20 protein-coding genes and 1 pseudogene are annotated in these 20457 nt (G+C 67.9%); 8 read left to right on the top strand and 13 right to left on the bottom strand.

Annotated elements, in window-relative coordinates; translation table 11 throughout:
* The first annotated feature begins 210 nt into the window (after window positions 1-210).
* The 4 genes from purM to ACW9UL_RS08110 all read left to right on the top strand — a co-directional run bounded on the left by purM (window position 211) and on the right by ACW9UL_RS08110 (window position 3631).
* Window positions 211-1269 carry a phosphoribosylformylglycinamidine cyclo-ligase gene (purM, locus tag ACW9UL_RS08125; RefSeq protein WP_457790042.1) on the top strand — a complete coding sequence of 353 codons (1059 nt, stop codon included), beginning with the start codon at window positions 211-213 and terminating at the stop codon, window positions 1267-1269.
* The gene (gene purN / locus ACW9UL_RS08120) at window positions 1269-1913 is read left to right on the top strand and encodes a phosphoribosylglycinamide formyltransferase (protein ID WP_457790040.1); all 645 of its coding nucleotides are present in this window, start codon (window positions 1269-1271) and stop codon (window positions 1911-1913) included. The genes purM and purN overlap by 1 nt, the downstream gene beginning before the upstream one ends.
* Window positions 1914-1921: 8 nt before the next feature.
* Window positions 1922-2638 carry a DUF3108 domain-containing protein gene (locus tag ACW9UL_RS08115; protein ID WP_122108623.1) on the top strand — a complete coding sequence of 239 codons (717 nt, stop codon included), beginning with the start codon at window positions 1922-1924 and terminating at the stop codon, window positions 2636-2638.
* 219 nt (window positions 2639-2857) lie between these two features.
* Window positions 2858-3631, top strand: coding sequence for an SDR family oxidoreductase (locus ACW9UL_RS08110; protein WP_457790038.1), 774 nt, complete (start codon window positions 2858-2860; stop codon window positions 3629-3631).
* 42 nt (window positions 3632-3673) lie between these two features.
* Here the strand turns inward: ACW9UL_RS08110 and ACW9UL_RS08105 are convergent, their stop codons facing one another.
* A complete protein-coding gene (locus ACW9UL_RS08105) occupies window positions 3674-3976 on the bottom strand; it encodes a putative quinol monooxygenase (protein ID WP_021441847.1) in 303 nt (100 codons plus the stop codon).
* 61 nt (window positions 3977-4037) lie between these two features.
* Between ACW9UL_RS08105 and ACW9UL_RS08100 the strand changes: the two genes are divergently transcribed.
* On the top strand, window positions 4038-4454 hold the full coding sequence (locus ACW9UL_RS08100; protein ID WP_457790036.1) for a VOC family protein: 417 nt from the start codon (window positions 4038-4040) through the stop codon (window positions 4452-4454).
* Between the two features lie 2 nt (window positions 4455-4456).
* Here ACW9UL_RS08100 and ACW9UL_RS08095 read toward each other — a convergent pair whose 3' ends face one another.
* The 12 genes and pseudogenes from ACW9UL_RS08095 to ACW9UL_RS08040 all read right to left on the bottom strand — a co-directional run bounded on the left by ACW9UL_RS08095 (window position 4457) and on the right by ACW9UL_RS08040 (window position 17075).
* A complete protein-coding gene (locus ACW9UL_RS08095; RefSeq protein ID WP_457790926.1) occupies window positions 4457-5320 on the bottom strand; it encodes a methyl-accepting chemotaxis protein in 864 nt (287 codons plus the stop codon).
* Window positions 5315-5500, bottom strand: a pseudogene (locus ACW9UL_RS08090) (HAMP domain-containing protein); the annotation flags it as partial. The gene ACW9UL_RS08095 and the pseudogene ACW9UL_RS08090, both read right to left, overlap by 6 nt.
* Window positions 5501-6768: 1268 nt before the next feature.
* Window positions 6769-8229: a sodium-dependent transporter gene (locus ACW9UL_RS08085; RefSeq protein ID WP_457790034.1), complete on the bottom strand. Its 1461-nt coding sequence runs from the start codon at window positions 8227-8229 to the stop codon at window positions 6769-6771.
* 120 nt (window positions 8230-8349) lie between these two features.
* Complete coding sequence (gene maiA / locus ACW9UL_RS08080) at window positions 8350-9000, bottom strand: maleylacetoacetate isomerase (protein ID WP_457790032.1); 651 nt, start codon at window positions 8998-9000, stop codon at window positions 8350-8352.
* Window positions 9001-9030: 30 nt separating this feature from the next.
* Window positions 9031-10017 (bottom strand): fumarylacetoacetate hydrolase family protein, encoded by a 987-nt coding sequence (locus tag ACW9UL_RS08075; RefSeq protein WP_457790030.1) that lies wholly within the window; start codon window positions 10015-10017, stop codon window positions 9031-9033.
* 50 nt (window positions 10018-10067) lie between these two features.
* Window positions 10068-11207, bottom strand: coding sequence for a homogentisate 1,2-dioxygenase (locus ACW9UL_RS08070; protein WP_397496585.1), 1140 nt, complete (start codon window positions 11205-11207; stop codon window positions 10068-10070).
* Window positions 11208-11211: 4 nt separating this feature from the next.
* On the bottom strand, window positions 11212-12294 hold the full coding sequence (hppD, locus tag ACW9UL_RS08065) for a 4-hydroxyphenylpyruvate dioxygenase (RefSeq protein WP_457790028.1): 1083 nt from the start codon (window positions 12292-12294) through the stop codon (window positions 11212-11214).
* 384 nt (window positions 12295-12678) lie between these two features.
* The gene (locus ACW9UL_RS08060; protein ID WP_457790026.1) at window positions 12679-14457 is read right to left on the bottom strand and encodes an ABC transporter ATP-binding protein; all 1779 of its coding nucleotides are present in this window, start codon (window positions 14455-14457) and stop codon (window positions 12679-12681) included.
* Window positions 14450-15082: a DsbA family protein gene (locus ACW9UL_RS08055; protein WP_397496582.1), complete on the bottom strand. Its 633-nt coding sequence runs from the start codon at window positions 15080-15082 to the stop codon at window positions 14450-14452. Before ACW9UL_RS08055 ends, ACW9UL_RS08060 begins: the two co-directional genes overlap by 8 nt.
* 2 nt (window positions 15083-15084) lie before the next feature.
* Window positions 15085-16023, bottom strand: a complete 939-nt coding sequence (gene trhO, locus ACW9UL_RS08050; RefSeq protein ID WP_021443248.1) for an oxygen-dependent tRNA uridine(34) hydroxylase TrhO — start codon at window positions 16021-16023, stop codon at window positions 15085-15087.
* Between the two features lie 252 nt (window positions 16024-16275).
* Window positions 16276-16569 carry a BolA family protein gene (locus ACW9UL_RS08045; protein WP_457790023.1) on the bottom strand — a complete coding sequence of 98 codons (294 nt, stop codon included), beginning with the start codon at window positions 16567-16569 and terminating at the stop codon, window positions 16276-16278.
* Window positions 16570-16580: 11 nt separating this feature from the next.
* Complete coding sequence (locus tag ACW9UL_RS08040) at window positions 16581-17075, bottom strand: DUF2059 domain-containing protein (RefSeq protein WP_021443246.1); 495 nt, start codon at window positions 17073-17075, stop codon at window positions 16581-16583.
* A gap of 270 nt (window positions 17076-17345) precedes the next feature.
* On the opposite strand from ACW9UL_RS08040, the gene ACW9UL_RS08035 reads away from it, so the two are divergent.
* The 3 genes from ACW9UL_RS08035 (at window position 17346) to ACW9UL_RS08025 (ending at window position 20441) form a co-directional block, all read left to right on the top strand.
* Window positions 17346-18356, top strand: coding sequence for a DUF2804 domain-containing protein (locus ACW9UL_RS08035; RefSeq protein ID WP_457790021.1), 1011 nt, complete (start codon window positions 17346-17348; stop codon window positions 18354-18356).
* A gap of 80 nt (window positions 18357-18436) precedes the next feature.
* Complete coding sequence (locus tag ACW9UL_RS08030; protein WP_021443244.1) at window positions 18437-19831, top strand: class II fumarate hydratase; 1395 nt, start codon at window positions 18437-18439, stop codon at window positions 19829-19831.
* Window positions 19824-20441, top strand: coding sequence for an NAD(P)H-dependent oxidoreductase (locus ACW9UL_RS08025; protein WP_021443243.1), 618 nt, complete (start codon window positions 19824-19826; stop codon window positions 20439-20441). The genes ACW9UL_RS08030 and ACW9UL_RS08025 overlap by 8 nt, the downstream gene beginning before the upstream one ends.
* Window positions 20442-20457: the final 16 nt, after the last annotated feature.

The following is a 20457-nucleotide window of genomic DNA, read 5'->3' as shown; positions in this document are numbered from 1 at the left end:
TCCGTGCGCAAAGGCGTATACCTTAAACAGCCGCTCCAGCCCCGGCAACCTGAGCGCTTGCCCGCGACGAAGCGCATGCACGCGAGTGGCCGCTACCGGGCAAGCCTGATAAAATCGCGCGCCTTCGCCAGCCGGTGCATGCGCCGGGCCCCTGCACGGGCCCCGCCACATCGGCGCCTACACGAACTCCCCATCCAAAGGCCCGGATCTATGAGCAAGCAACCCTCCATCAGCTACAAGGACGCAGGCGTCGACATCGATGCCGGCGAGGCCCTGGTCGAACGCATCAAAGGCGTGGCCAAGCGCACCGCGCGTCCGGAAGTCATGGGGGGCCTGGGTGGCTTCGGCGCCCTGTGCGAGATCCCGGCCGGCTACAAGCAGCCGGTGCTGGTCTCCGGCACCGACGGCGTCGGCACCAAGCTGCGCCTGGCGCTGAACCTGAACAAGCACGACAGCATCGGCCAGGACCTGGTCGCCATGTGCGTCAACGACCTGGTGGTGTGCGGCGCCGAGCCGCTGTTCTTCCTCGACTACTACGCCACCGGCAAGCTCAACGTCGACGTGGCCGCCACCGTGGTCACCGGCATCGGCGCCGGCTGCGAGCTGGCCGGCTGCTCCCTGGTCGGCGGCGAAACCGCCGAGATGCCGGGCATGTACGAGGGCGAAGACTACGACCTGGCCGGCTTCTGCGTCGGCGTGGTGGAGAAGAGCGAGATCATCGACGGCTCCAAGGTGGTCGCCGGCGACGCGCTGATCGCCCTGCCCTCCTCCGGCCCTCACTCCAACGGCTACTCGCTGATCCGCAAGATCATCGAAATCTCCGGTGCCGACATCGAACAGGTGCAACTGGACGGCAAGGCCCTGGCCGACCTGCTGATGGCGCCGACGCGCATCTACGTCAAGCCGCTGCTCAAGCTGATCAAGGACACCGGCGCGGTCAAGGCCATGGCCCACATCACCGGCGGCGGCCTGCTCGACAACATCCCGCGCGTACTGCCGCAAGGCGCCCAGGCCGTGGTCGACGTGGCCAGCTGGCAGCGCCCGGCGGTGTTCGACTGGCTGCAGCAGCAAGGCAATGTCGACGAGCACGAGATGCACCGCGTGCTCAACTGCGGCGTCGGCATGGTCATCTGCGTCGCCCAGGACCAGGTCGAGACCGCCCTGGCCAGCCTGCGCGCCAGCGGCGAAGCGCCCTGGGTGATCGGCCAGATCGCCGTGGCGGGCGAAGGCGCGGCCCAGGTTCAGCTGAACAACCTGAAAGCCCACTGATGCCCTGCAACGTCGTCGTCCTGATCTCCGGATCGGGCAGCAACCTGCAGGCGCTGATCGACAGCAGCGCCGATGACGGCAACCCGGCACGCATCGCCGCGGTGATCTCCAACCGCGCCGATGCCTACGGCCTGCGGCGCGCGCAGGCCGCCGGGATCGCCACCGCGGTGCTCGATCACAAGCAGTTCGACGGCCGCGAGGCGTTCGACGCGGCGCTGATCCAGGCCATCGACGCCCACCAGCCCGAGCTGGTGGTGCTGGCCGGTTTCATGCGCATCCTCACCCCGGGCTTCGTCCAGCACTACGCCGGCCGCCTGCTGAATATCCATCCCTCGCTGCTACCCAAACACAAGGGCCTGCACACCCATCAGCGGGCGCTGGAGGCCGGCGACACCGAGCACGGCTGCAGCGTGCACTTCGTCACCGAGGAACTCGATGGCGGCCCTCTGGTCGTACAAGCTGTGCTGCCGATTGCCGCAGACGACAGCGCCGACAGCCTGGCCCAACGCGTACACCGCCAGGAGCACCAGATCTATCCGCTGGCCGTGCGCTGGTTCGCCGAGGGCCGCTTGCGTCTTGGCGCCCAAGGCGCAATGCTGGATGGCCAGCCGCTGCCCGCCAGCGGCCACCTGATTCGAACCTAGGAGACTCTATGCGTCGTGCCCTGCTGTTCGCCCTGACCCTGCTCAGCCTGCCCGCCCTCGCCAGCGAGCTGCAACCCTTCTCCGCCAGCTACACCGCGGACTGGAAGCAGCTGCCGGTCAGCGGCAGCGCCGAGCGCAGCCTCAAGCGCGAGGACGACGGCCGCTGGACCCTCAATTTCGAGGCCTCGATGCTGGTCGCCAGCCTCACCGAGCAAAGCACCTTCCGCGTCGACAACCAGGCCCTGCTGCCGCTGACCTACCGCTTCAACCGCAGCGGCCTGGGCAAGGGCAAGACCGTCGAGCAGGACTTCGACTGGGAACAGAAGCAGGTGCTCGGCAACGACCGCGGCGACGCGGTGCGCTTCCCGCTCAACCGCGGTCTGCAGGACAAGTCGACCTACCAACTCGCCCTGCAGCAGGACGTCGCTGCCGGCAAGCAGAGCATGAGCTACCAAGTGGTGGACGGCGACGAGATCGAGACCTACGACTTCCGCGTGCTCGGCGAGGAAGTGGTGCGCACCAAGGCCGGCCTGATCGACGCGATCAAGGTCGAGCGGGTGCGCGACCCCACCCAGAGCGCGCGCAAGACCGTGCTGTGGTTCGCCAAGGACTGGGGCCACCTGCTGGTGCGCCTGCACCAGGTGGAGAAGGACGGCAAGGAATACCAGATCATGCTCAAGGAAGGCACGGTCGACGGCAAGCCGGTCGAAGGCCGCCGCGACTGACTTCGGGCGAGACACGAGAGCCGGGCGCCTGCCCGGCTTTTTTCTGTCCGCACGATGGGCGCGTCGGAGCGCATCGGGGACAGGCTTGCAGCGCGCCTCGATCCGCACGCGCGACGCAGCCTGCGCATAGGGCAGCATTTCGCCCGGCAATGATGCCTGCGTTCTGCCACGCGCGGCCCTAGGCTGGAGACCCGATCAGCCAACTCCGAGGCCTCCTCCATGCATCGCTATTTCTCCCTTGCCGGGCGTACCGCCCTGGTCACCGGCGGCACCCGCGGCATCGGCCTGATGATCGCCAAGGCCTTCGTCGAGGCCGGCGCCCAGGTCTATATCTGCGCCCGCGACGGCGAGGCCTGCGCGCAGACGGCCGCCGAGCTGTCGGCGTTCGGCCACTGCCAGGGCCTCGCCGCCAACCTGGCCAGCGAGGAAGGCGTGCAGGCGCTGGCCCGCGAGCTGGGCGAACGCATCGAGCGCCTGGACATCCTGGTCAACAACGCCGGCACCACCTGGGGCGCACCGCTGGAAAGCTACCCGGCCAAGGGCTGGGAAAAGGTCATGCAGCTCAACGTCACCTCGGTGTTCGGCTGCATCCAGCAGTTGCTGCCGCTGCTGCGCAAGGCCGGCTCGACCGACTGCCCGGCGCGGGTGATCAATATCGGCTCGGTGGCCGGCATCAGCGCCATGGGCGAGCAGGCCTATGCCTACGGCCCGAGCAAGGCGGCGCTGCACCAGCTGTCGCGGATGCTGGCCAAGGAGCTGGTGGGCGAGCACATCAACGTCAACGTGATCGCCCCCGGCCGCTTCCCGAGCAAGATGACCCGCTTTATCGCCGAGGACGAGGCGGCGCTGGCCGCCGATACCGCGCTCATTCCCATGCAACGCTGGGGCCGCGAGGAGGAGATGGCGGCGCTGGCCCTGAGTCTGGCCGGCAGCGCCGGGGCCTATATGACCGGCGCCATCATCCCCATCGACGGCGGTTTTCACCTGGGTTGAGCCCGCCGGGGTCGGCGCGCGGCGCACCCGGCCGCCGCGCCGTCAGCGTGACGGATTGAGCGCCAGCAGGTCGGCCTCGATGGCGTCCTGGCGTTCGATCAGCGGTTCGACCAGCGGCCGGCTGGCGAGAAAATGCGGCGTGCGCATATGCGCCTCGAAGGCCGCCTCGTCGACGTAGACCTCGTACAGCCAGACCAGATCCGGGTCGCTGCGGTCGCGCAGCACATCGAAGGTCAGGCAGCCGGGCTCGTCGCGCACCGAGGCGGCGGCGTTGACGCGCATGGCGTCCATGAAGGCAGCGAAGCTACCCGGCTTGAGCTGGGTCTTGAGCAGCAGGCAGTACACAGCGAACTCCTTTATGTCTTATATTGAAAGACAAATTGTATACATATTGGAGTGCCCGCACATGCTCGAACGTCCTTCCCGCCTCAATGGCCTGCGCCACCTGGCGCTCCTGGTGCCCAATCTGGAGGAATGCGAGCGCTTCTACGTCGAGGTGCTGGGCATGCAGGTACTGCACCGTGCCAACCAGGACCTGGTCTACCTGACCTGCGGCAACGACAACCTGTCGCTCGGCCGCGCCTACGCCGAAAGCCATGGCGTGCCGCTGGTCGATCATTACGGTTTCATCGTCGACAGCGTCGAGGAGCTGGACGCCTGGTACCAGTACCTCAAGGCCCGCGGCGTGACCCTGCTGGATCGCCCCTTCGATCACGGCGACGGGGCGCGCAGCTTCCATCTGCTCGATCCGGCCGGCAACAAGGTGCAGCCGCTGTACCACCCGGCGCTGTCCGGGCAGCGTTTCAGCCGGCCGCAAGGCTAGGCTCAGGTACGGAACTGCCGCACCAGCTCCTGCAGCTCCACGCCCAGGCGCGCCAGTTCGGCGCTGGAGGCGGCGGTCTGTTCGCTGGCGGTGGCGCTCTGCTCGCCGATGTCGCGCACCCGGGTCACGCTCTCGTTGATCGCCTCGGCCACCGCGCTCTGCTCCTCGGCGGCGGCGGCGATCTGCTGGTTCATCTGCTCGATGGTGCTCACCGCCTGGGTGATGCGGCCGAGGGCGTCGCCCGCCTCGCCCGCCAGCTCGACGGTGCGCCGGGTCAGCTCGCGGCTGCTGTCCATCTGCTCCACGGCGCCCTTGGCCATGCGCTGCAGCCCGGCAATCAGGCTCTCGATTTCCTCGGTGCTGTCCTGCGCGCGCTTGGCCAGCGCGCGCACCTCGTCGGCGACCACGGCAAAACCGCGGCCTTGCTCGCCGGCGCGGGCGGCTTCGATGGCGGCATTGAGCGCCAGCAGGTTGGTCTGCTCGGCGACGTTGCGGATCACCTCGAGCACGCTGCCGATGCGCGCGCTTTCCTGATTGAGCGCGGCGATGGCCTCGGCGGACTGCTCCACCTCGCTGGCCAGGCCGTCGATCTGATCCACCGCCTGCTGCACCACGCGGTTGCCCTGCTGCGCCTCCCGGTCGGCGTCGCGCGCCGCCAGCGAGGCCTGCTCGGCGTTCTGCGCGACTTCCTGCACGGTGGCGGCCATCTGGTGCATGGCGGTGGCGGTCTGCTCGGTCTCCAGCTTCTGCGTCTGCACCCCGGCGCTGGTCTGCGCGGTGATGGCCGAGAGCTGTTCGGCGGCAGCGGCGATCTGCCCCACCCCGCCGCCGATGCGGCCGACCAGGGTGCGCAGGCTGAGGGTCATGCCCTGCATGGCGGCGAACAGCTGGCCGACCTCGTCGCGGCGCTGCTGGGGAATGTCCTGGCTCAGGTCGCCCGCGGCGATACGCTGGGCGAAACCCACGCTCTGGCGCAGCGGCACGACGATCAGGCGGGTGATCAGCAGCGCGGCGCACAGCCCCAGCACCACCGCGGCGGCGCCCATCAGGCCGAGCAGCACCAGCGAGCGCCGGCTGTCGTCGAGCATGGCCTGCTCCGCGCCGGCCTGGGCGGCCTCGGCCAGGTCCACCACCGAGCGCGCACGCTCGATCATGGCGTTTTCCGTCGCCAGGTTCTGCTCGCGCAGCTGCTGGTAGTAGAGGAAGGAGCGCTGATACAGGGTCAGCGCCTGCAGCGCGGTCTCGATCGCCGCCTTCTGCTCGTCGTCGAGCCAGATCATCAGGCTGCGGGCCACGGTCTGCAGGTCTTCGCTGACGTACTCCCACTCCTCCAGCGCCTCGGCGGAGCCGTCGATGATGTACAGGCTCTCGTGACCGCGCAGATCGAGCATGCGCTTGCTCAGACCGGAGGCGGTCTCGGCCAGGGTCAGCGGATCGCTGCCGCGCAGCTTGTCGCCCTGCAGGCGCAGTTCGCGCACCGCGTCGTACATGTCCAGCTCGATCACCTCGAACTGATCGCGCGCCTCAGTGGCGGCGTTGCGCATGTCCTGCCGCGCTTCGCGCGCCCGATCCTGCTGCTCGACGTAGTTGTCGAACTGCTTGAGGTACTCGGCGACCGCCTGCTGCATGGTCTGCAGGCGCGTGCCCTCGACCGCGGCGGAGCCCTGCGCCAGGCGCTCCAGCATGCCCTGCACCTGGGTCAGGCTGGCGCGCACCCGCTCGGCGCTCTGCGGGCTCAGCTCGATGGCGAAGCTGCGCTCCAGACGCCGCGCCTGGAGAATCTCCTGATTGACCTGCGCCAGCTGGCCGACCTGAGCATGCCCCTGCAGCACCGCTTGCACGGCGAGAAAGCCGCTGCCGGTCATCGCCGCGGTGAGCAACAGCACCAGACCGAAGCCGATGAGTAATTTCTTGCCGACGGCAAGGTTGGCGAACAGACGTGCGGCAGGCTCGAACATACAGGGCAACTCCAGGTTCTTCTTATTAGGGTCGCACCTCGTGAGCGCGACCTGGTCGATAGCCTAGGCAACCCTTGTGCCAGGCCCGTGACAGCACATCGGCCGACACGGGCAGAGGCTTGAGTGCTGGCAGTTGGCCAAGAGCGGATTGCCGAGCGGAGCCTGCCGTCGGCGGGCGCCCCCGCCGATTCGGCAAGAATCCGCTTGTTGACGCCGGACTATTGGCGGATTTTCGCCAGGTATGGGTATGCAGCAATTAGCCCTGGCGTCGGTGCGCACGGCGCCCCCCACCGCTTTGGCCAGACGCAAAAAGGCGCAGCCCCTTGCGGAGCTGCGCCTGGATGTGCGCAGAGGACTCAGCGCCCGGCCAGCACCGGCATCACCCGCGGCCGCAGCACTTCGCCGGCCACCGCCAGCAGACCGATGGCGCCGGCGATCCAGTACCACTGCGCCACCGGGTCGAACAGCAGCCAGCCCAGCGCATGGAGGAACACCACCAGGATCAGCACCGGGCTGACGTAGCGCACCATGAACAGCCACAGCGCGTAGCCGGCCGGCGGCAGGTTCAGCTCGTCGCGCATGATCTCGCCGCGCAGCACATAGCCGGCGAGGATCACCATGCAGATGCCGCCCAAGGGCATCATCCAGCGCGAGGTCAGGTAGTCCAGCCAGTCGAAGAGGTTCTTGCCCAGCGGCGTCCAGCCGGCCAGCAGGTTGAACGAGAGCATCGCCAGCAGGCTGATCAGCAGCAGCACCGCGCCGGAAACCACGGCGGCGCGCAGACGGCTGATACCATGCTTCTCGTTCAGGTAGGCGACGGTGGCCTCGATCATGGAGATCGCCGAGGTCAGCGCGGCGATCGACACCATGGCGAAGAACAGCACGCCGAAGACGGTACCCAGCGGCATCTGCTGGAAGGCCAGCGGCAGGCTCATGAAGATCAGCCCCGGCCCTGCGCTCGGGCTCATGCCGTTGGCGAAGATGATCGGGAAGATCGCCAGGCCGGCGAGCAGCGCCACGCAGGTGTCGCAGATCGCCACCATAAAGGTGGTGCGGGCGATGGACTGGCCGTCGGGGATGTAGGAGCCGTAGGTGAGGATGGCGCCCGAGGCCAGGCTGAGGGTGAAGAAGGCGTGCCCCAGTGCGGCCAGCAGCGCCTCGCCGGTGATCTTCGAGGCGTCGAAATGGAACAGGAAGTCGAAACCGGCGCTGAAACTGCCGCTGGTGAAGGCGTAGCCGACCAGCACGATGAGCATCAGGGCCAGGCCCGGCATCATCCAGCGCACCGCGTTCTCGATGCCCTGCTGCACGCCCCTGGCCACTATCCACAGGGTCAGCAGCGCCACCAGCAGGCTCCAGCCGCCGAGCTGCCAGGGGTTGGCGTTGTGCGCCGCGAACACCCCGCCGAGCGCCTCGACGCTGCTGGCGGCCAGCGAGCCGTCGAGCATCTTCCAGGTGTAGGCGAAGGCCCAGCCGGCGACGACCACGTAGAAACACAGGATCATGAAACCGGCCAGCATGGCCATACCGCCGACCGCCTTCCACAGCGGGTTGCCGCCGTTCTCGCGGACCACCCGGCCGATGGCGTCGATGGGGCTGCCGCGGCCGCGGCGGCCGAGGGCGATCTCGGTCATCATCACCGGAATGCCGATGGCCAGGATGCAGGCCAGGTACATCAGCACGAAGGCGCCGCCGCCGTATTCGCCGGTGATGTAGGGGAATTTCCAGATATTGCCCAGGCCTACGGCCGAGCCGGTTGCAGCGAGGATGAAACCCCAGCGCGAGAGCCAGAGGTTCTTCGGTTTTTCACGGGTCATGCGTCACCTGTTTGTTTTTATCTGTGACGGAATCGGACCCGCCGCGCTTGTGGCGCAGCGGAATGCAAGGCTTTTATCGAGCCGGGTTCGCCTGGGCACGGCAGGCAAGGCCAGCCGGGCTCACTGGGCGTCGGGCTGCTCCTCCGGTGCGGCCTGTTGGAAGGCCTGCAGGGGTTCGCAGCGCGCCGCCAGGGCGAGAATGCGTGGGTACGCGGCAAGGTCACAGTTAAAACGCCGCGCATTATACAGCTGCGGGATCAGGCAGGCTTCCAGATAACCGGGCCGCGCGCCGAGCGACAGGCGCCCGTCGAACGGCGCCAGGCCCTCCTCCACCGCCGCCAGCCCCAGCGCGACCCAGTGCTGGTACCAGGCGTTCTTCGCCTCGTCGGAGGCGCCCAGCTCGGCGGACAGGTACTGCAGCACGCGCAGGTTGTTCAGCGGATGCAGGTCGCAGGCGATATGCAGCGCCAGCGCCCGTACCTGCGCGCGCTCGGCGGGGTCGGCCGGCAGCAGTGCCGGCACCGGGAAGATTTCCTCCAGGTACTCGAGAATCGCCAGCGACTGGGCAATGCGCACCCCGCCGTTCTCCTCGTCCACCAGCAGCGGCAGCAGCTGCTGCGGGTTCAGCGCACGGTAGTCGGCGCCGTGCTGCTGACCGCCGTCCTTGACTAGGTGCACCGGCACCTGCTCATAGGCCAGGCCCTTGAGGTTCAGGGCGATGCGCACGCGGTAGGCGGCGCTGGAGCGCCAGTAGCCAAAGAGTTTCAACATCTCGGATTCCTCTCGAAACGCTCCAAGGGATCAGCGGGCGTCGTACTGTTCCACCACCTGATCGATGGCGCCGAAGAGGCTCTGGCCGCTGGCGTCGAACATCTCGATACGCACCCGGTCGCCGAACTTGAGAAACGGCGTTTTCGCCTCGCCCGACTCGACGATTTCCAGCATGCGCTTTTCCGCCAGGCAGGAAGAACCCGCACTGCGGTCGTAGTTCGACACGGTGCCCGAGCCGATGATGGTGCCGGCGCCCAGCGGGCGGGTCTTGGCGGCGTGGGCGACCAGGGTGGGGAAGTTGAAGGTCATGTCCACACCGGCATTGGGCTGGCCGAACAGCGCGCCGTTGATATGCGAGACCAGCGGCCGGTGCACCTTGCCGTCCTTCCAGCTTTCGCCCAGCTCGTCCGGGGTGATCGCCACCGGCGAGAAGCTCGACGACGGCTTGCTCTGGTAGAAACCAAAGCCCTTGGCCAGCTCGCCGGGGATCAGGTTGCGCAGCGACACGTCGTTGACCAGCATCAGCAAACGGATATGCCCGCCCGCCTCGGCCGACGTGGCGCCCATGGGCACGTCGTCGGTGATCACCGCCAGCTCGGCTTCCAGGTCGATGCCCCAGGCCTCGTCGGCCAGGCGGATGGGCGCATGCGGCGGGATAAAGCTGTCGGCGCCGCCCTGGTACATCAGCGGGTCGTGCCAGAAGGATTCCGGCATCTCGGCGCCGCGCGCCTTGCGCACCAGCTCGACGTGGTTGACGTAGGCGCTGCCGTCGGCCCAGTGATAGGCGCGCGGCAGCGGGCTGTGGCAGGCGGCCTGCTCGAAGGCGAAGGCGCCCTGCTCCAGACCGTCGTTGAGGCGCTGGTAGACCGCCTCCAGCTTGGGCCGGGCCACGGCCCAGTCGTCCAGCGCGGCCTGCAGGGTGGCGGCGATCTGCGGCACGCGCACGGCGCGGGCCAGGTCGCGGGAGACCACGACGAGCACGCCGTCGCGGCCCTGGTTCAGTGATGCGAGTTTCATATGCGATTTCCGTTCTTGGCATAGGAGCCGGCTTGCCGGCTCCTACAGGCTCAACCTTGGGTACCCGGCGCGCGCCAGGAGTTGACGTACTCGGCCACATCCACCGCAGCGGCGGCATCGGCCACTTCCAGGGCGCGGCGGGTGTCGATCATCACCGCCACCTCGTCGATGAAGGTCGCCGGGTCCTCCTGGCTCTTCTTCAGCGCCTTGGGATGCGGCCCGTGGGGGAAGCCGCAGGGGTGCAGTGTGACCATGCCGGCCTCGATGTTGTCGCGGCTGAAGAAGTTGCCGCGGTGGTAGAACAGCACTTCGTCGTAGTCGTCGTTGTTGTGGAAGAACGGCACCTTGAGCGCGCCCGGGTCGGACTCGACCGGGCGCGGGGTAAAGGTGCAGACCACGAAACCGTTGGCGACGAAGGTGGTGTGCGCCGACGGCGGCAGGTGATAGCGGTGGCTGAGCAGCGGGCGAATGTCGCGCCAGTTCAGCCGCACCACGGTGTTGTCGCCGTGCCAGCCGACCACGTCCAGCGGGTTGTAGGGGTAGGTCACGGTGCTGATCTGATTGCGCCGCTTGATCCTGATCTGCCAGGTGTTCTCGTCCTGCTGCGCCTTGAACGCCTCATCGATATGCGGGTGCTCCAGCACCGCCGGATCGAAGATCGCCTGCGGGCCGAGCAGGCCCTTGTCCGGCAGCTGGTAGGCGCCATCGCTGTTCTCGATCAGCAGGAAGTAGCTCGGCGTGCTGGCCTCGATGCGCCAGGCGGTGCCGCGGGGGATCAGCAGGTAGTCGCCGTCGCGATATTCCAGATGGCCGAAGTCGCAGTACAGGTGCCCCGCACCCTCGTGGACGAACAGCAGCTCGTCGCCGTCGGCGTTGCGCACCAGGTGGCGCATGGCGCCGTGGGTACGCCAGACGCGCAGCTTCACATCGGCGTTGTGCAAGGTCAGCGGCGCCGCCAGCGGGCAGTCGCGCTCGCTGGGGATGTCGTTGAAGTTGAACGCGTGCGGGCGCAGCGGGCCTTCCCAGTCGATCCAGCCGGTCGGCGGATGCTTGTGGTGCAGGTGTGCGGTGGGGCCGAAGAAGCCTTCGCGGCCCATCTCGCGCTCGTAGGTGCCCTGCGGCAGATCGCAGTGCGCCTGACGCGAGCACTCGCCCTCGCGCAGGGGAAAGCTGATCCATTTACGGCTCATGGCATCACTCCTCGGAGATCACGCCGCGACGCAGCTGGTCTTCCTCGATGGATTCGAACAGCGCCTTGAAGTTGCCCTCGCCGAAGCCCTGATTGCCCTTGCGCTGGATGATCTCGAAGAAGATCGGGCCGATCACCGTGTTGGTGAAGATCTGCAGCAGGATGCCGTCGTCGCCCGGCGCACCATCGATCAGGATATTCAGCTCGCGCAGCAACTCCAGCGGCTCGCCATGGCCGGCGACGCGACTGTCGACCTTTTCATAATAGGTGTCCGGGGTGGTCATGAAGTCCACGCCGTTGGCGCGCAGCTGGCGCACGGTGGCGTAGATATCGTCGGTGGACAGGGCGATGTGCTGAATGCCCTCGCCGTGGTACTCGCGGATGAATTCCTCGATCTGCGACTTGTCGTCGGCCGACTCGTTGATCGGGATGCGGATCTTGCCGCACGGCGCGGTCATGGCGCGGGAGAACAGGCCGGTGAGCTTGCCTTCGATGTCGAAGTAGCGGATCTCGCGGAAGTTGGCGATGCGTTCGTAGAAGCCGGACCAGACGTCCATCTGCCCACGGCGCACGTTATGGGTCAGGTGGTCAATGCACTGCAGGCCGACGGCGTTGTCGTTGGCGCTGCGGCCTTCGATGTACTCGAAGTCGACGTCGTAGATGGTCTTGTCGCCGTAGCGGTCGACCAGATACAGCAGCGAGCCGCCGATGCCTTGCACGCAGGGAATGTTCAGCTCGCCAAAGTTGGCGTGGCTGCCCACCAGCTTGGCGCCCTGCTGCTCGACGTAGGCCGCGGCCTGGGCCGCGTTCTTGACCCGGAAGGCCATGGCACAGGCGCTGGGGCCGTGCTTCTCGCCGAAGGCGCGCACGTGCCCGGTGGGGCTGCCGTTGAGCACGATGTTGATGTCGTTCTGCTGGAACAGCCAGACCTGCTTGGAGCGGTGCTTGGCGGTTTCGGTGAAGCCCATGGCGGTGAACAGCTGGCGCAGCTGGGCGATGCCTTCTTCGTTGGGCGCGGTGAATTCGACGAACTCGAAGCCGTCGGTACCGATGGGGTTGTGCTGCTCGATCTTGGCCACGGCGGTCATTTCGCCTCCTCGTTGTTGTTGTGGGCTGCGCCGTGAGGCGCGTTTGAATGAACCCATGACAACCCGATGGCAGACGGCGAACAAGGCGGCGCAACCGCCCGGTTGGGGCGATCTCGGCGAGGTATTGGCAAGTTTTCCTTACACCCTGAAAAACCGGGGGATGCGGCCTGGCAAGACCTGTAAATGCGTAAGGTTTTCTTGCCAGAGCGGTTCGCCAGGCTGCCAGACGAGCTGCCGCGGCGAGGCCGAGGAAGAGCATGCGTAGTGGATCGGGGCGCCGCGCCGAGGCTGAAGCGCGCAACGGTGGATGGGTAAAGCCTCGGCCACGCACCCCGATCCCCCTGAATCAGCTGTGCCCTGCCGGGCGGACAACGCGCCGGCGCCTCAGCGCTGCAGATGCCCGTAGAGCTTGGCGTACAGGCCGCCGTCGGCGATCAGCTGCTGGTGGTCGCCGTCCTCGGCGACGCTGCCGCCATCGAACACCAGCACGCGGTCGGCCTGCTTCACCGCGCTCAGGCGGTGGGCGATGATCAGCGTGGTGCGGCCGTTGAGGAACTGCGCCAGCGCCTCGTGCAGGGCGTATTCGGTGGCGGCGTCGAGCGCCGAGGTGGCCTCGTCGAGGATCACCACCTTGGGCTCGGCCAATACCATGCGGGCAATCGCCAGGCGCTGACGCTGGCCGCCGGACAGGCGCACACCGCTGCGCCCGACCACGCTGTCCAGGCCCTGCGGCAGCGCCTGGATGGTCGGCGCCAGCTGGGCGATCTCCAGTGCGCGCCAGCAGGCCTGGTCGCTGCGCTCGCGGCCCATGCACAGGTTGGCGCGCACCGTGTCGTTGAACAGCGCCGGGTGCTGCAGCACCACCGCGACGTTGTCGCGCACGCAGTCCAGGCCGATCTCCTCCTGACTGCTGCCGCCGAAGCGGATGCTGCCGGCCTGCGGCGTGTAGAGCCCCAGCAACAGCTGCACCAGGGTGCTCTTGCCGCCACCCGACGCGCCGACTATGGCCACCTTCTCGCCGGGGGCGATGGACAAATCGAGGCGATCCAGTACCGGCTCCTCGCCGTAGGCGAAGGTCAGCCCGCGCACCTCGATGCCGACGGTGTCGCGACCCTTGAACGGATCGACACGGCCCGGGTACTGCGGCTCGTCGCGCCGCGCCAGCAGCTCGTTGATCCGCGTCAGCGCGCCGCCGGCGGCGTAGAAGGCGTATTGCAGGCTGAGCAGCTGCTCCACCGGGCCGATCATGAACCACAGGTAGCTGAACACCGCGAGCATCTGGCCGATGGACAGGTCGGAGAACAGCACGGTGAGCATGGCGGCGGCGCGGAACACATCGATGCCGAACTGGAACAGCAGGCCGCTGGCGCGGTTCGACGCATCGCTCTTCCACTGCGAGGCCACGGCAAAGTCGCGTACCTCGCGTGCCCGCCCACCGAGGCGGCCGAGGAAATAGCCCTGGCGATTGCCGGCGCGCACCTCCTGGATGGCGTCGAGGGTCTCGGTCAGCGCCTGGGTGAAGCGGCCGGTGCTGTCGTTCTCGAGCTTCTTCAGGTGCTTGACCTGCTTGCCCAGCTGCACCGTGGCGTAGATCACCAACGGGTTGAACAGCAGGATCAGCAGCGCCAGCTGCCAGTGCATCCAGATCAGGATGGCCGAGGTGCCGACCAGGGTCAGCACCGCCACCAGGAAGCGGCTGAGGGTCTCGCCGACGAACTTGTCCAGGGTGTCCAGGTCGGTGACCAGATGAGTGGTGACCGTGCCGCCGCCGAGGCTCTCGTACTCGCCGAGGGAAATACGCTTGAGCCGCTCGATCAAACGCATGCGGATGCGGTAGACGATGTCCTTCGACAGCCGCGCGAACAGGCGTGCCTGCAGCACGTTGAACACTAGCGCCGAGCCGCGCAGCAGCAGGGTCAGCAGCAGCATCAGGCCGATATAGCCGGCGGCGGTCTCCCAACTGGCCGGCAGGAAGTTGTCCATCACCTTGAGCGCGGCGTCGCCGTCGTGCAGCAGCACCTCGTCGACCAGCAGCGGCAGCAGCAGCGGAATCGGCACGCTGCACAGGGTGGCCAGCACCGCGACCAGGTTGGCGAGGATCAGCGCTTTCTTGTGCTGCAGGGCCAGGCGACGGATTTCTGCCCAGCTCAACCGATCAGGCATGGGCGGCGCGCTCCAGCCAGCGGCCGAGCAGCGGCGCCAGTACCTCCAGCGGTTGATAGCCGTTGGTCAGCAGCGCCAGCTGGCCGTCGCGCTCGGCCAGCAGGGTGGGGAAACCGGCGATGCCCAGATCCTGCACCCAGCTGAAATCGGCGGCGGTGGCATCAACCATGGCCTGGCTGTCGAAGGCCTCGGCGAACTCGATGCGCGGAATGCCGGCCTGCTCGGCCAGTTGCACCAGCACGCCGGCCTGGGTGACGTCGACGCCCTCGGTGTAGAAGGCCTGCTGGATCAGCTTGAGCAGCGGCCAGGCGCTGGCCGCGTCGAGGCTGCGCGCGGTGACCAGGGCGCGGCAGGCCGGCTCGGTGTCGTAGACCAGGCCCTCGGGCAGGCCGCGCTCGAAGTCGAACAGCTGTCCGGTGCTGGCGTTGACCGCCTGCCAGTAGCCCAGGTAACGCACCCGCGCCGCGGCATCGATGGCCACCTGGTCGCGGCGCAGGCCGCCGACCACCAGCTGCAGCGGCACGCCGGCCGCCGCGGCCTGCTCGGCGAGGGCCTCGGCCACCGGGGCGAAGCCCCAGCACCAGGAACACATCGGGTCCATCACGTAGAGCAGGCGGCTTGCCATGGTCAGGCCTCGTTCAGTTGGCGGGGGTCGCGTCCCAGAGGATGCGGCTGGTTGCGCGCGCGCGCCAGCTCGATCTGCTTCTGCCGCTCGCGGGCGCCTTCACGGGTCTTCTCCGGCAGCGAGTCCCAGCAATGCGGGCAGCTGACGCCGGGGCTGTAGCGCTCGGACTGGCGGTCTGCCACGGAAATCGGCGTGCGGCAGGCGTGGCACTGGTCGTAGTCACCCTCCGTCAGGTCGTGGCGCACGGTCACCCGGTTGTCGAAGACGAAGCAGTCGCCCTGCCACTTGGTCTCTTCCTGCGGCACTTCCTCCAGGTATTTGAGGATGCCGCCCTTGAGGTGATAGACCTCCTCGAAGCCCTCGCCGAGCATGTAGCTGGAGGCCTTCTCGCAACGGATGCCGCCGGTGCAGAACATCGCCACCTTCTTATGCTGGCGCGGGTCGAAGTGGGCCTTGATGTACTCGGGAAACTCGCGGAACGACTTGGTCTTGGGGTCGATGGCGCCCTCGAAGGTGCCGATGGCCACCTCGTAGTCGTTGCGGGTATCGATCAACAGCACCTCGGGGTCGCTGATCAGGGCGTTCCAGTCCTGCGGCTCGACGTAGGTGCCGACGCGCTGGTTGGGGTCGACGCCCGGCACGCCGAGGGTGACGATCTCTTTCTTCAGCTTGACCTTGGTGCGATAGAACGGCTGCTCATCGCAGTAGGACTCCTTGTGGTCGATATCGGCCAGACGGGCGTCCTCGGCGAACCAGGCAAGCAACGCATCGATGCCGGCGCGGCTGCCGGAGACAGTGCCGTTGATGCCCTCTTCGGCGAGCAGCAGGGTGCCCTTGATGCCGTTATCGAGCAGGGTTTGCAGCAGGGGTTCGCGCAGCGCCTGGTAGTCCGGCAGGGAGACGAACTTGTACAGCGCCGCGACGACGATCTTGTCGGTCATGGAATTTCCTTCAGTAGTCGCCCACGTAAAGGGCGGACTGGGGCTCGATCGGCGCGAACTCGCCGGATCGAGAAGCCAAACGAAAGCGCCGGCGTGGGCCGGCGCGAGGCGGATTGTAACAAAGCCGCGAAGCGCCGGGGCGAGTTGGCGACAAGGCGCGACAGCCTGTCGCCTGGCCCGGCGGCAACGCTCCGCAGCCCGGGTCGAGCGCAGCGATAGCCGGGGAGCACCCCGGCGTTCATCCGGCCTGGGTCAATGACCGCCGCGGCAGGTCGGCGAGGCCGGCGCCACGCCCTGCGCCGCCCACTCCTCGGGGGTATAGGTGTGCAGGGCCAGGGCATGGATCTGCGCCATCAGCTCGCCGACCGTGGCATAGACCTTCTGATGCCGCTTGACCGCGTTCAGGCCGGCGAACGCCGGGCTGACGATCACCGCCTTGTAGTGGGTCTCCAGGCCGCGGCTGTGCATATGGCTCTCGTCCAGCACCTCGAGGTGCTCGGGCTGCAGATCGGCCAGCGCGGCGACGATCAGGTCTTGCTTGGACATCGTGGGCTCCATCAGGGTTGTTTCACGCCGAGCTCGTCACTCATCTCGGCCAGCAGCTTGTTCACCTCCGGCACGGCGGTTTCCAGCTTGCTCTGGGTGATCTGTGCGGACTGCGCGGTGAGGGTCGGCATCTTCTGCAGCACCTTCTGCCCCAGCGGCGACTCGTAGAAGGCGATCAGCTGCTTGAGCTCCTGCTCGTCGAAGTTGCTGGTGTAGAGCTTGACCATGTCCGGCTTGAGCTTGTCCCAGCCCACCGCCTTGTCCAGCGCGGCATTGGCCTTGGCCTGATAGCTTTCCAGCAGCGCCTGCTTGCCACCCGGCGCCTGGGCGAAGCGCTGGGCGAACATCTGCTGCACCTGGCCATACACCGGCACGGTCAGCTTGTCGGCATGTGCCAGCTTGAGGAAACGCTCGGCATCGGCGGCATGGCTGGCGGCATCGGCCAGGGCCAGGGACGCCGAGGCGCTGAGCAGAACGGCGGTGCACAGCTTGAATAGATGAGGCATGGGAAGGCTTCCGGGGGTGACGGGTGAGTCTGGGTAGACTGCGCTGGGGGCATTTTGTGCCCAAGCCCGGTTTACCTCAAGTCGGCCGCATCGTGCGCCAGCGCACAAAACCCCTGCGCACTGCCGCACCCGCTGGTCAGTTGCCAAAATGCCAGCACTTGCCCATGCTTGAACGTGCTCGGCATGCTGTGCGCCCCCGATTCGAATGGCGTGCGCACTCCTCGCCCCGGCAATTGATCGCCAGCCTGCGCACACACATGGACGTGCCCGATGACCAGTTTCGCCAGCCCCGCCGAATTTCCCCCACAGCCGCTGTGCGACAGCAAGGGTCGGCTGCTTGCCGAAGCCATCGGCTGGTCGAGCCGACCGCAGGTGCACTGCGCCCTGCGCGGCCACCTGGGCCGGCGCAAGCGCTGGAACCACTGGTGCATCACCACCCCGCAGTGGATGCTCGCGCTGACCCTGGCCGACCTCGATTACCTGGGCTACGGCGCCGCCTACTTCCTCGACCTGGACAGCGGCCAGGCCGTCGCCCACACCCAGCTGCGCCCCTTCGCCTTCGGCTGCCAGCTGCCCGACCTGCCGCTGGAAAGCCACGCCTTCAACCACCCGCGCCTGCAACTGCGCATCGACGAACATCCCGGCCGCCTGCGCCTGACCGCCGCCGCCCCGGATATCGGCGGCCAGCCGCTACAGGTGGCGCTGGACATCCAGCGCCCCGCCCACCTGCAATCGGTCAACCTGGTGGCGCCGCTGCAGGGCGGCGGCTTCCACGCCACCAGCCGCCAGCTCGGCCTGCCGGCTGCCGGCAGCCTGCAGCTGGGACGCAAGCAGTACAGCTGCGCCCCCGGGCAGAGCTTCGCCGCCCTGGATTTCGGCCGCGGCGTGTGGCCGCTGAACAGCCACTGGCAGCGCGCCGCCTTCGCCGCACCGGGCGGCATCGCCGGCAACTTCGGCTCCGGCTGGCTGGAACACAGCGGCCTGTCGGAGAACGCCCTGTGGTTCGGCGGCGAACTGCAGCGCCTGGACAGCCCCCTGAGCATCGAACAGAGCGCCCACGCGCCGCTGGCACCCTGGCGCCTGGACAGCGCGGACGAGCGCGTGGCGCTGCGTTTCAGCCCGCGCCAGCTGCACCGCGCCTGCCCCAAGCTCGGCCCCTTCCATGCCGACACCCAGCAGTGGTTCGGTCGCTACGACGGCGTGCTGCGCGGTCCCAAGGGCGAGCGGGTACCGGTGGACGGCGCCCTCGGCTGGCTCGGCGCGACCCACGCCCGCTGGTAATGGTCGCGATAGAAAATCCGCGGAACCAGTGCCCGACGCAACGGCCTAAACTGCCAGCCGTCCTATTCCCGGAGATCGCCATGAGCCGCACCGAAACCGACAGCATCGGCCCCATCGAAGTCCCCAACGAGGCCTACTGGGGCGCGCAGACGCAGCGCTCGCTGATCAACTTCGCCATCGGCACCGAGCGCATGCCGCTGGCGGTGCTGCACGCCCTGGCGCTGATCAAGAAGGCCGCGGCGCGGGTCAACAGCCGCAGCGGCGAGCTGCCAGCGGATATCGCCCGGCTGATCGAACAGGCCGCCGACGAGGTGCTGGGTGGCGACCACGATGCACAGTTCCCCCTGGTGGTGTGGCAGACCGGCAGCGGCACGCAGAGCAACATGAACGTCAACGAGGTGATCGCCGGCCGCGCCAACGAACTGGCCGGCGGCACGCGCGGCGGCAAGAGCCCGGTGCATCCCAACGATCACGTCAACCGCGCGCAGAGCTCCAACGACTGCTTCCCCACCGCCATGCACATCGCCGCGGCGCAGGCGGTCAGGCACAGCCTGCTGCCGGCCATCGCCGAGCTGCGCGACGGCCTGCAGGAGCAGGCGCAGCGCCACGCCCACCTGGTCAAGACCGGGCGCACCCATATGATGGACGCCACCCCCATCACCTTCGGCCAGGAGCTGTCGGCCTTCGTCGCCCAGCTCGGCTACGCCGAGGCGGCCATCCGCGCCGCCCTGCCGGCGGTATGCGAACTGGCCCAGGGCGGCACCGCGGTGGGCACCGGGCTCAACGCCCCACCCGGCTTCGCCGAGGCCATCGCCGCCGAGCTGGCCGCGCTGAGTGGCCTGCCGCTGACCAGCGCGCCGAACAAGTTCGCCGCCCTCGCCGGCCACGAGCCGCTGGTGCAGCTCTCCGGCGCGCTGAAGACCCTGGCCGTGGCGCTGATGAAGCTGGCCAACGACCTGCGCCTGCTCGGCTCCGGCCCGCGCGCCGGCCTGGCCGAGGTGCGCCTGCCGGCCAACGAGCCGGGCAGCTCGATCATGCCCGGCAAGGTCAACCCGACCCAGTGCGAGGCGCTGTCGATGCTCGCCTGCCAGGTGCTGGGCAACGACGCCACCATCGGCTTCGCCGCCAGCCAGGGCCACCTGCAGCTGAACGTGTTCAAGCCGGTGATCATCCACAACCTGCTGCAGTCGATCCGCCTGCTCGCCGACGGCTGCCGCAACTTCCAGCAGCACTGCATCGCCGAGCTGCAGCCGGATGCCGTGCAAATGGCCGCGCACCTGGAGAATGGCCTGATGCTGGTCACCGCGCTGAACCCGCATATCGGCTACGACAAGGCCGCCGAGATCGCCAAGAAGGCGTACGCCGAGGGCAGCACCCTGCGCCAGGCGGCGCTGCAGCTGGGCTACCTGAACGACGCCCAGTTCGACCAGTGGGTGCGGCCGCAGGACATGCTCGGAGCCGGCAAACATGACTGAGGGCAAGAGCGGCGCCACGCCGCTGGAAGGCGACGGCAAACGCATCCTGATGATCTTCGGCACGCCCAAGCGCGAAAGCCTGTGCCATGCCCTCGGCGCCGCCTACGCCCAGGGCGCGCGCGACCAGGGCCATGTGGTGCGCCAGCTGAAGCTGGGCGAGCTGCAGTTCGACCCGATCCTGCGCGACGGCTACGACCAGAGCCAGAACCTGGAACCCGACCTGCTCGAGGCCCAGCGCCTGATCCACTGGGCCGAGCACCTGGTGTTCGTCTACCCGGTCTGGTGGGGCGGCCTGCCAGCGCTGCTCAAGGGCTTCTTCGACCGGGTGTTCCTGCCCGGCTTCGCCTTCAAGTACCGCCACCGCTCGCAGCTGTGGGACAAGCTGCTGAGCGGGCGCAGCGCCGACCTGCTGGTGACCCTGGACACCCCGCCCTGGTACTTCCGCTGGGTCTACGGCGCGCCGGCACACCGGCAGATGGTGCGCACCATCCTCGGTTTCTGCGGGATCAAGACCCGCCGCCTGGCCGAATTCGCCCCGGTGCGACCGTCCAGCGAGGAACAGCGCCAGGCCTGGCTGCGCAAGGCCGAGGCGCTGGGGGTCAAGGCCTAGGCAGCGCGTAGCGCTG

This window comes from Pseudomonas sp. PL-6 (genome assembly GCF_054110165.1).
The sequence above is the reverse complement of the archived record's forward strand: the minus strand, read 5'-3'. Positions and strand labels throughout refer to the sequence as shown.

Excerpts from the sequence above, each read along its gene's own strand:
- ACW9UL_RS08045 (WP_457790023.1), bottom strand. The coding sequence starts at position 16,569 with ATGTCCAAGCAAGACCTGATCGTCGCCGCGCTGGCCGATCTGCAGCCC.
- maiA (WP_457790032.1), bottom strand. The coding sequence starts at position 9,000 with ATGTTGAAACTCTTTGGCTACTGGCGCTCCAGCGCCGCCTACCGCGTG.
- ACW9UL_RS08025 (WP_021443243.1), top strand. The coding sequence starts at position 19,824 with ATGACTGAGGGCAAGAGCGGCGCCACGCCGCTGGAAGGCGACGGCAAA.
- ACW9UL_RS08085 (WP_457790034.1), bottom strand. The coding sequence starts at position 8,229 with ATGACCCGTGAAAAACCGAAGAACCTCTGGCTCTCGCGCTGGGGTTTC.
- ACW9UL_RS08075 (WP_457790030.1), bottom strand. The coding sequence starts at position 10,017 with ATGAAACTCGCATCACTGAACCAGGGCCGCGACGGCGTGCTCGTCGTG.
- trhO (WP_021443248.1), bottom strand. The coding sequence starts at position 16,023 with ATGACCGACAAGATCGTCGTCGCGGCGCTGTACAAGTTCGTCTCCCTG.
- ACW9UL_RS08060 (WP_457790026.1), bottom strand. The coding sequence starts at position 14,457 with ATGCCTGATCGGTTGAGCTGGGCAGAAATCCGTCGCCTGGCCCTGCAG.
- purN (WP_457790040.1), top strand. The coding sequence starts at position 1,269 with ATGCCCTGCAACGTCGTCGTCCTGATCTCCGGATCGGGCAGCAACCTG.
- ACW9UL_RS08110 (WP_457790038.1), top strand. The coding sequence starts at position 2,858 with ATGCATCGCTATTTCTCCCTTGCCGGGCGTACCGCCCTGGTCACCGGC.
- ACW9UL_RS08100 (WP_457790036.1), top strand. The coding sequence starts at position 4,038 with ATGCTCGAACGTCCTTCCCGCCTCAATGGCCTGCGCCACCTGGCGCTC.
- ACW9UL_RS08095 (WP_457790926.1), bottom strand. The coding sequence starts at position 5,320 with ATGACCCTCAGCCTGCGCACCCTGGTCGGCCGCATCGGCGGCGGGGTG.
- ACW9UL_RS08030 (WP_021443244.1), top strand. The coding sequence starts at position 18,437 with ATGAGCCGCACCGAAACCGACAGCATCGGCCCCATCGAAGTCCCCAAC.
- ACW9UL_RS08115 (WP_122108623.1), top strand. The coding sequence starts at position 1,922 with ATGCGTCGTGCCCTGCTGTTCGCCCTGACCCTGCTCAGCCTGCCCGCC.
- ACW9UL_RS08035 (WP_457790021.1), top strand. The coding sequence starts at position 17,346 with ATGACCAGTTTCGCCAGCCCCGCCGAATTTCCCCCACAGCCGCTGTGC.
- hppD (WP_457790028.1), bottom strand. The coding sequence starts at position 12,294 with ATGACCGCCGTGGCCAAGATCGAGCAGCACAACCCCATCGGTACCGAC.
- ACW9UL_RS08070 (WP_397496585.1), bottom strand. The coding sequence starts at position 11,207 with ATGAGCCGTAAATGGATCAGCTTTCCCCTGCGCGAGGGCGAGTGCTCG.
- ACW9UL_RS08040 (WP_021443246.1), bottom strand. The coding sequence starts at position 17,075 with ATGCCTCATCTATTCAAGCTGTGCACCGCCGTTCTGCTCAGCGCCTCG.
- ACW9UL_RS08055 (WP_397496582.1), bottom strand. The coding sequence starts at position 15,082 with ATGGCAAGCCGCCTGCTCTACGTGATGGACCCGATGTGTTCCTGGTGC.
- purM (WP_457790042.1), top strand. The coding sequence starts at position 211 with ATGAGCAAGCAACCCTCCATCAGCTACAAGGACGCAGGCGTCGACATC.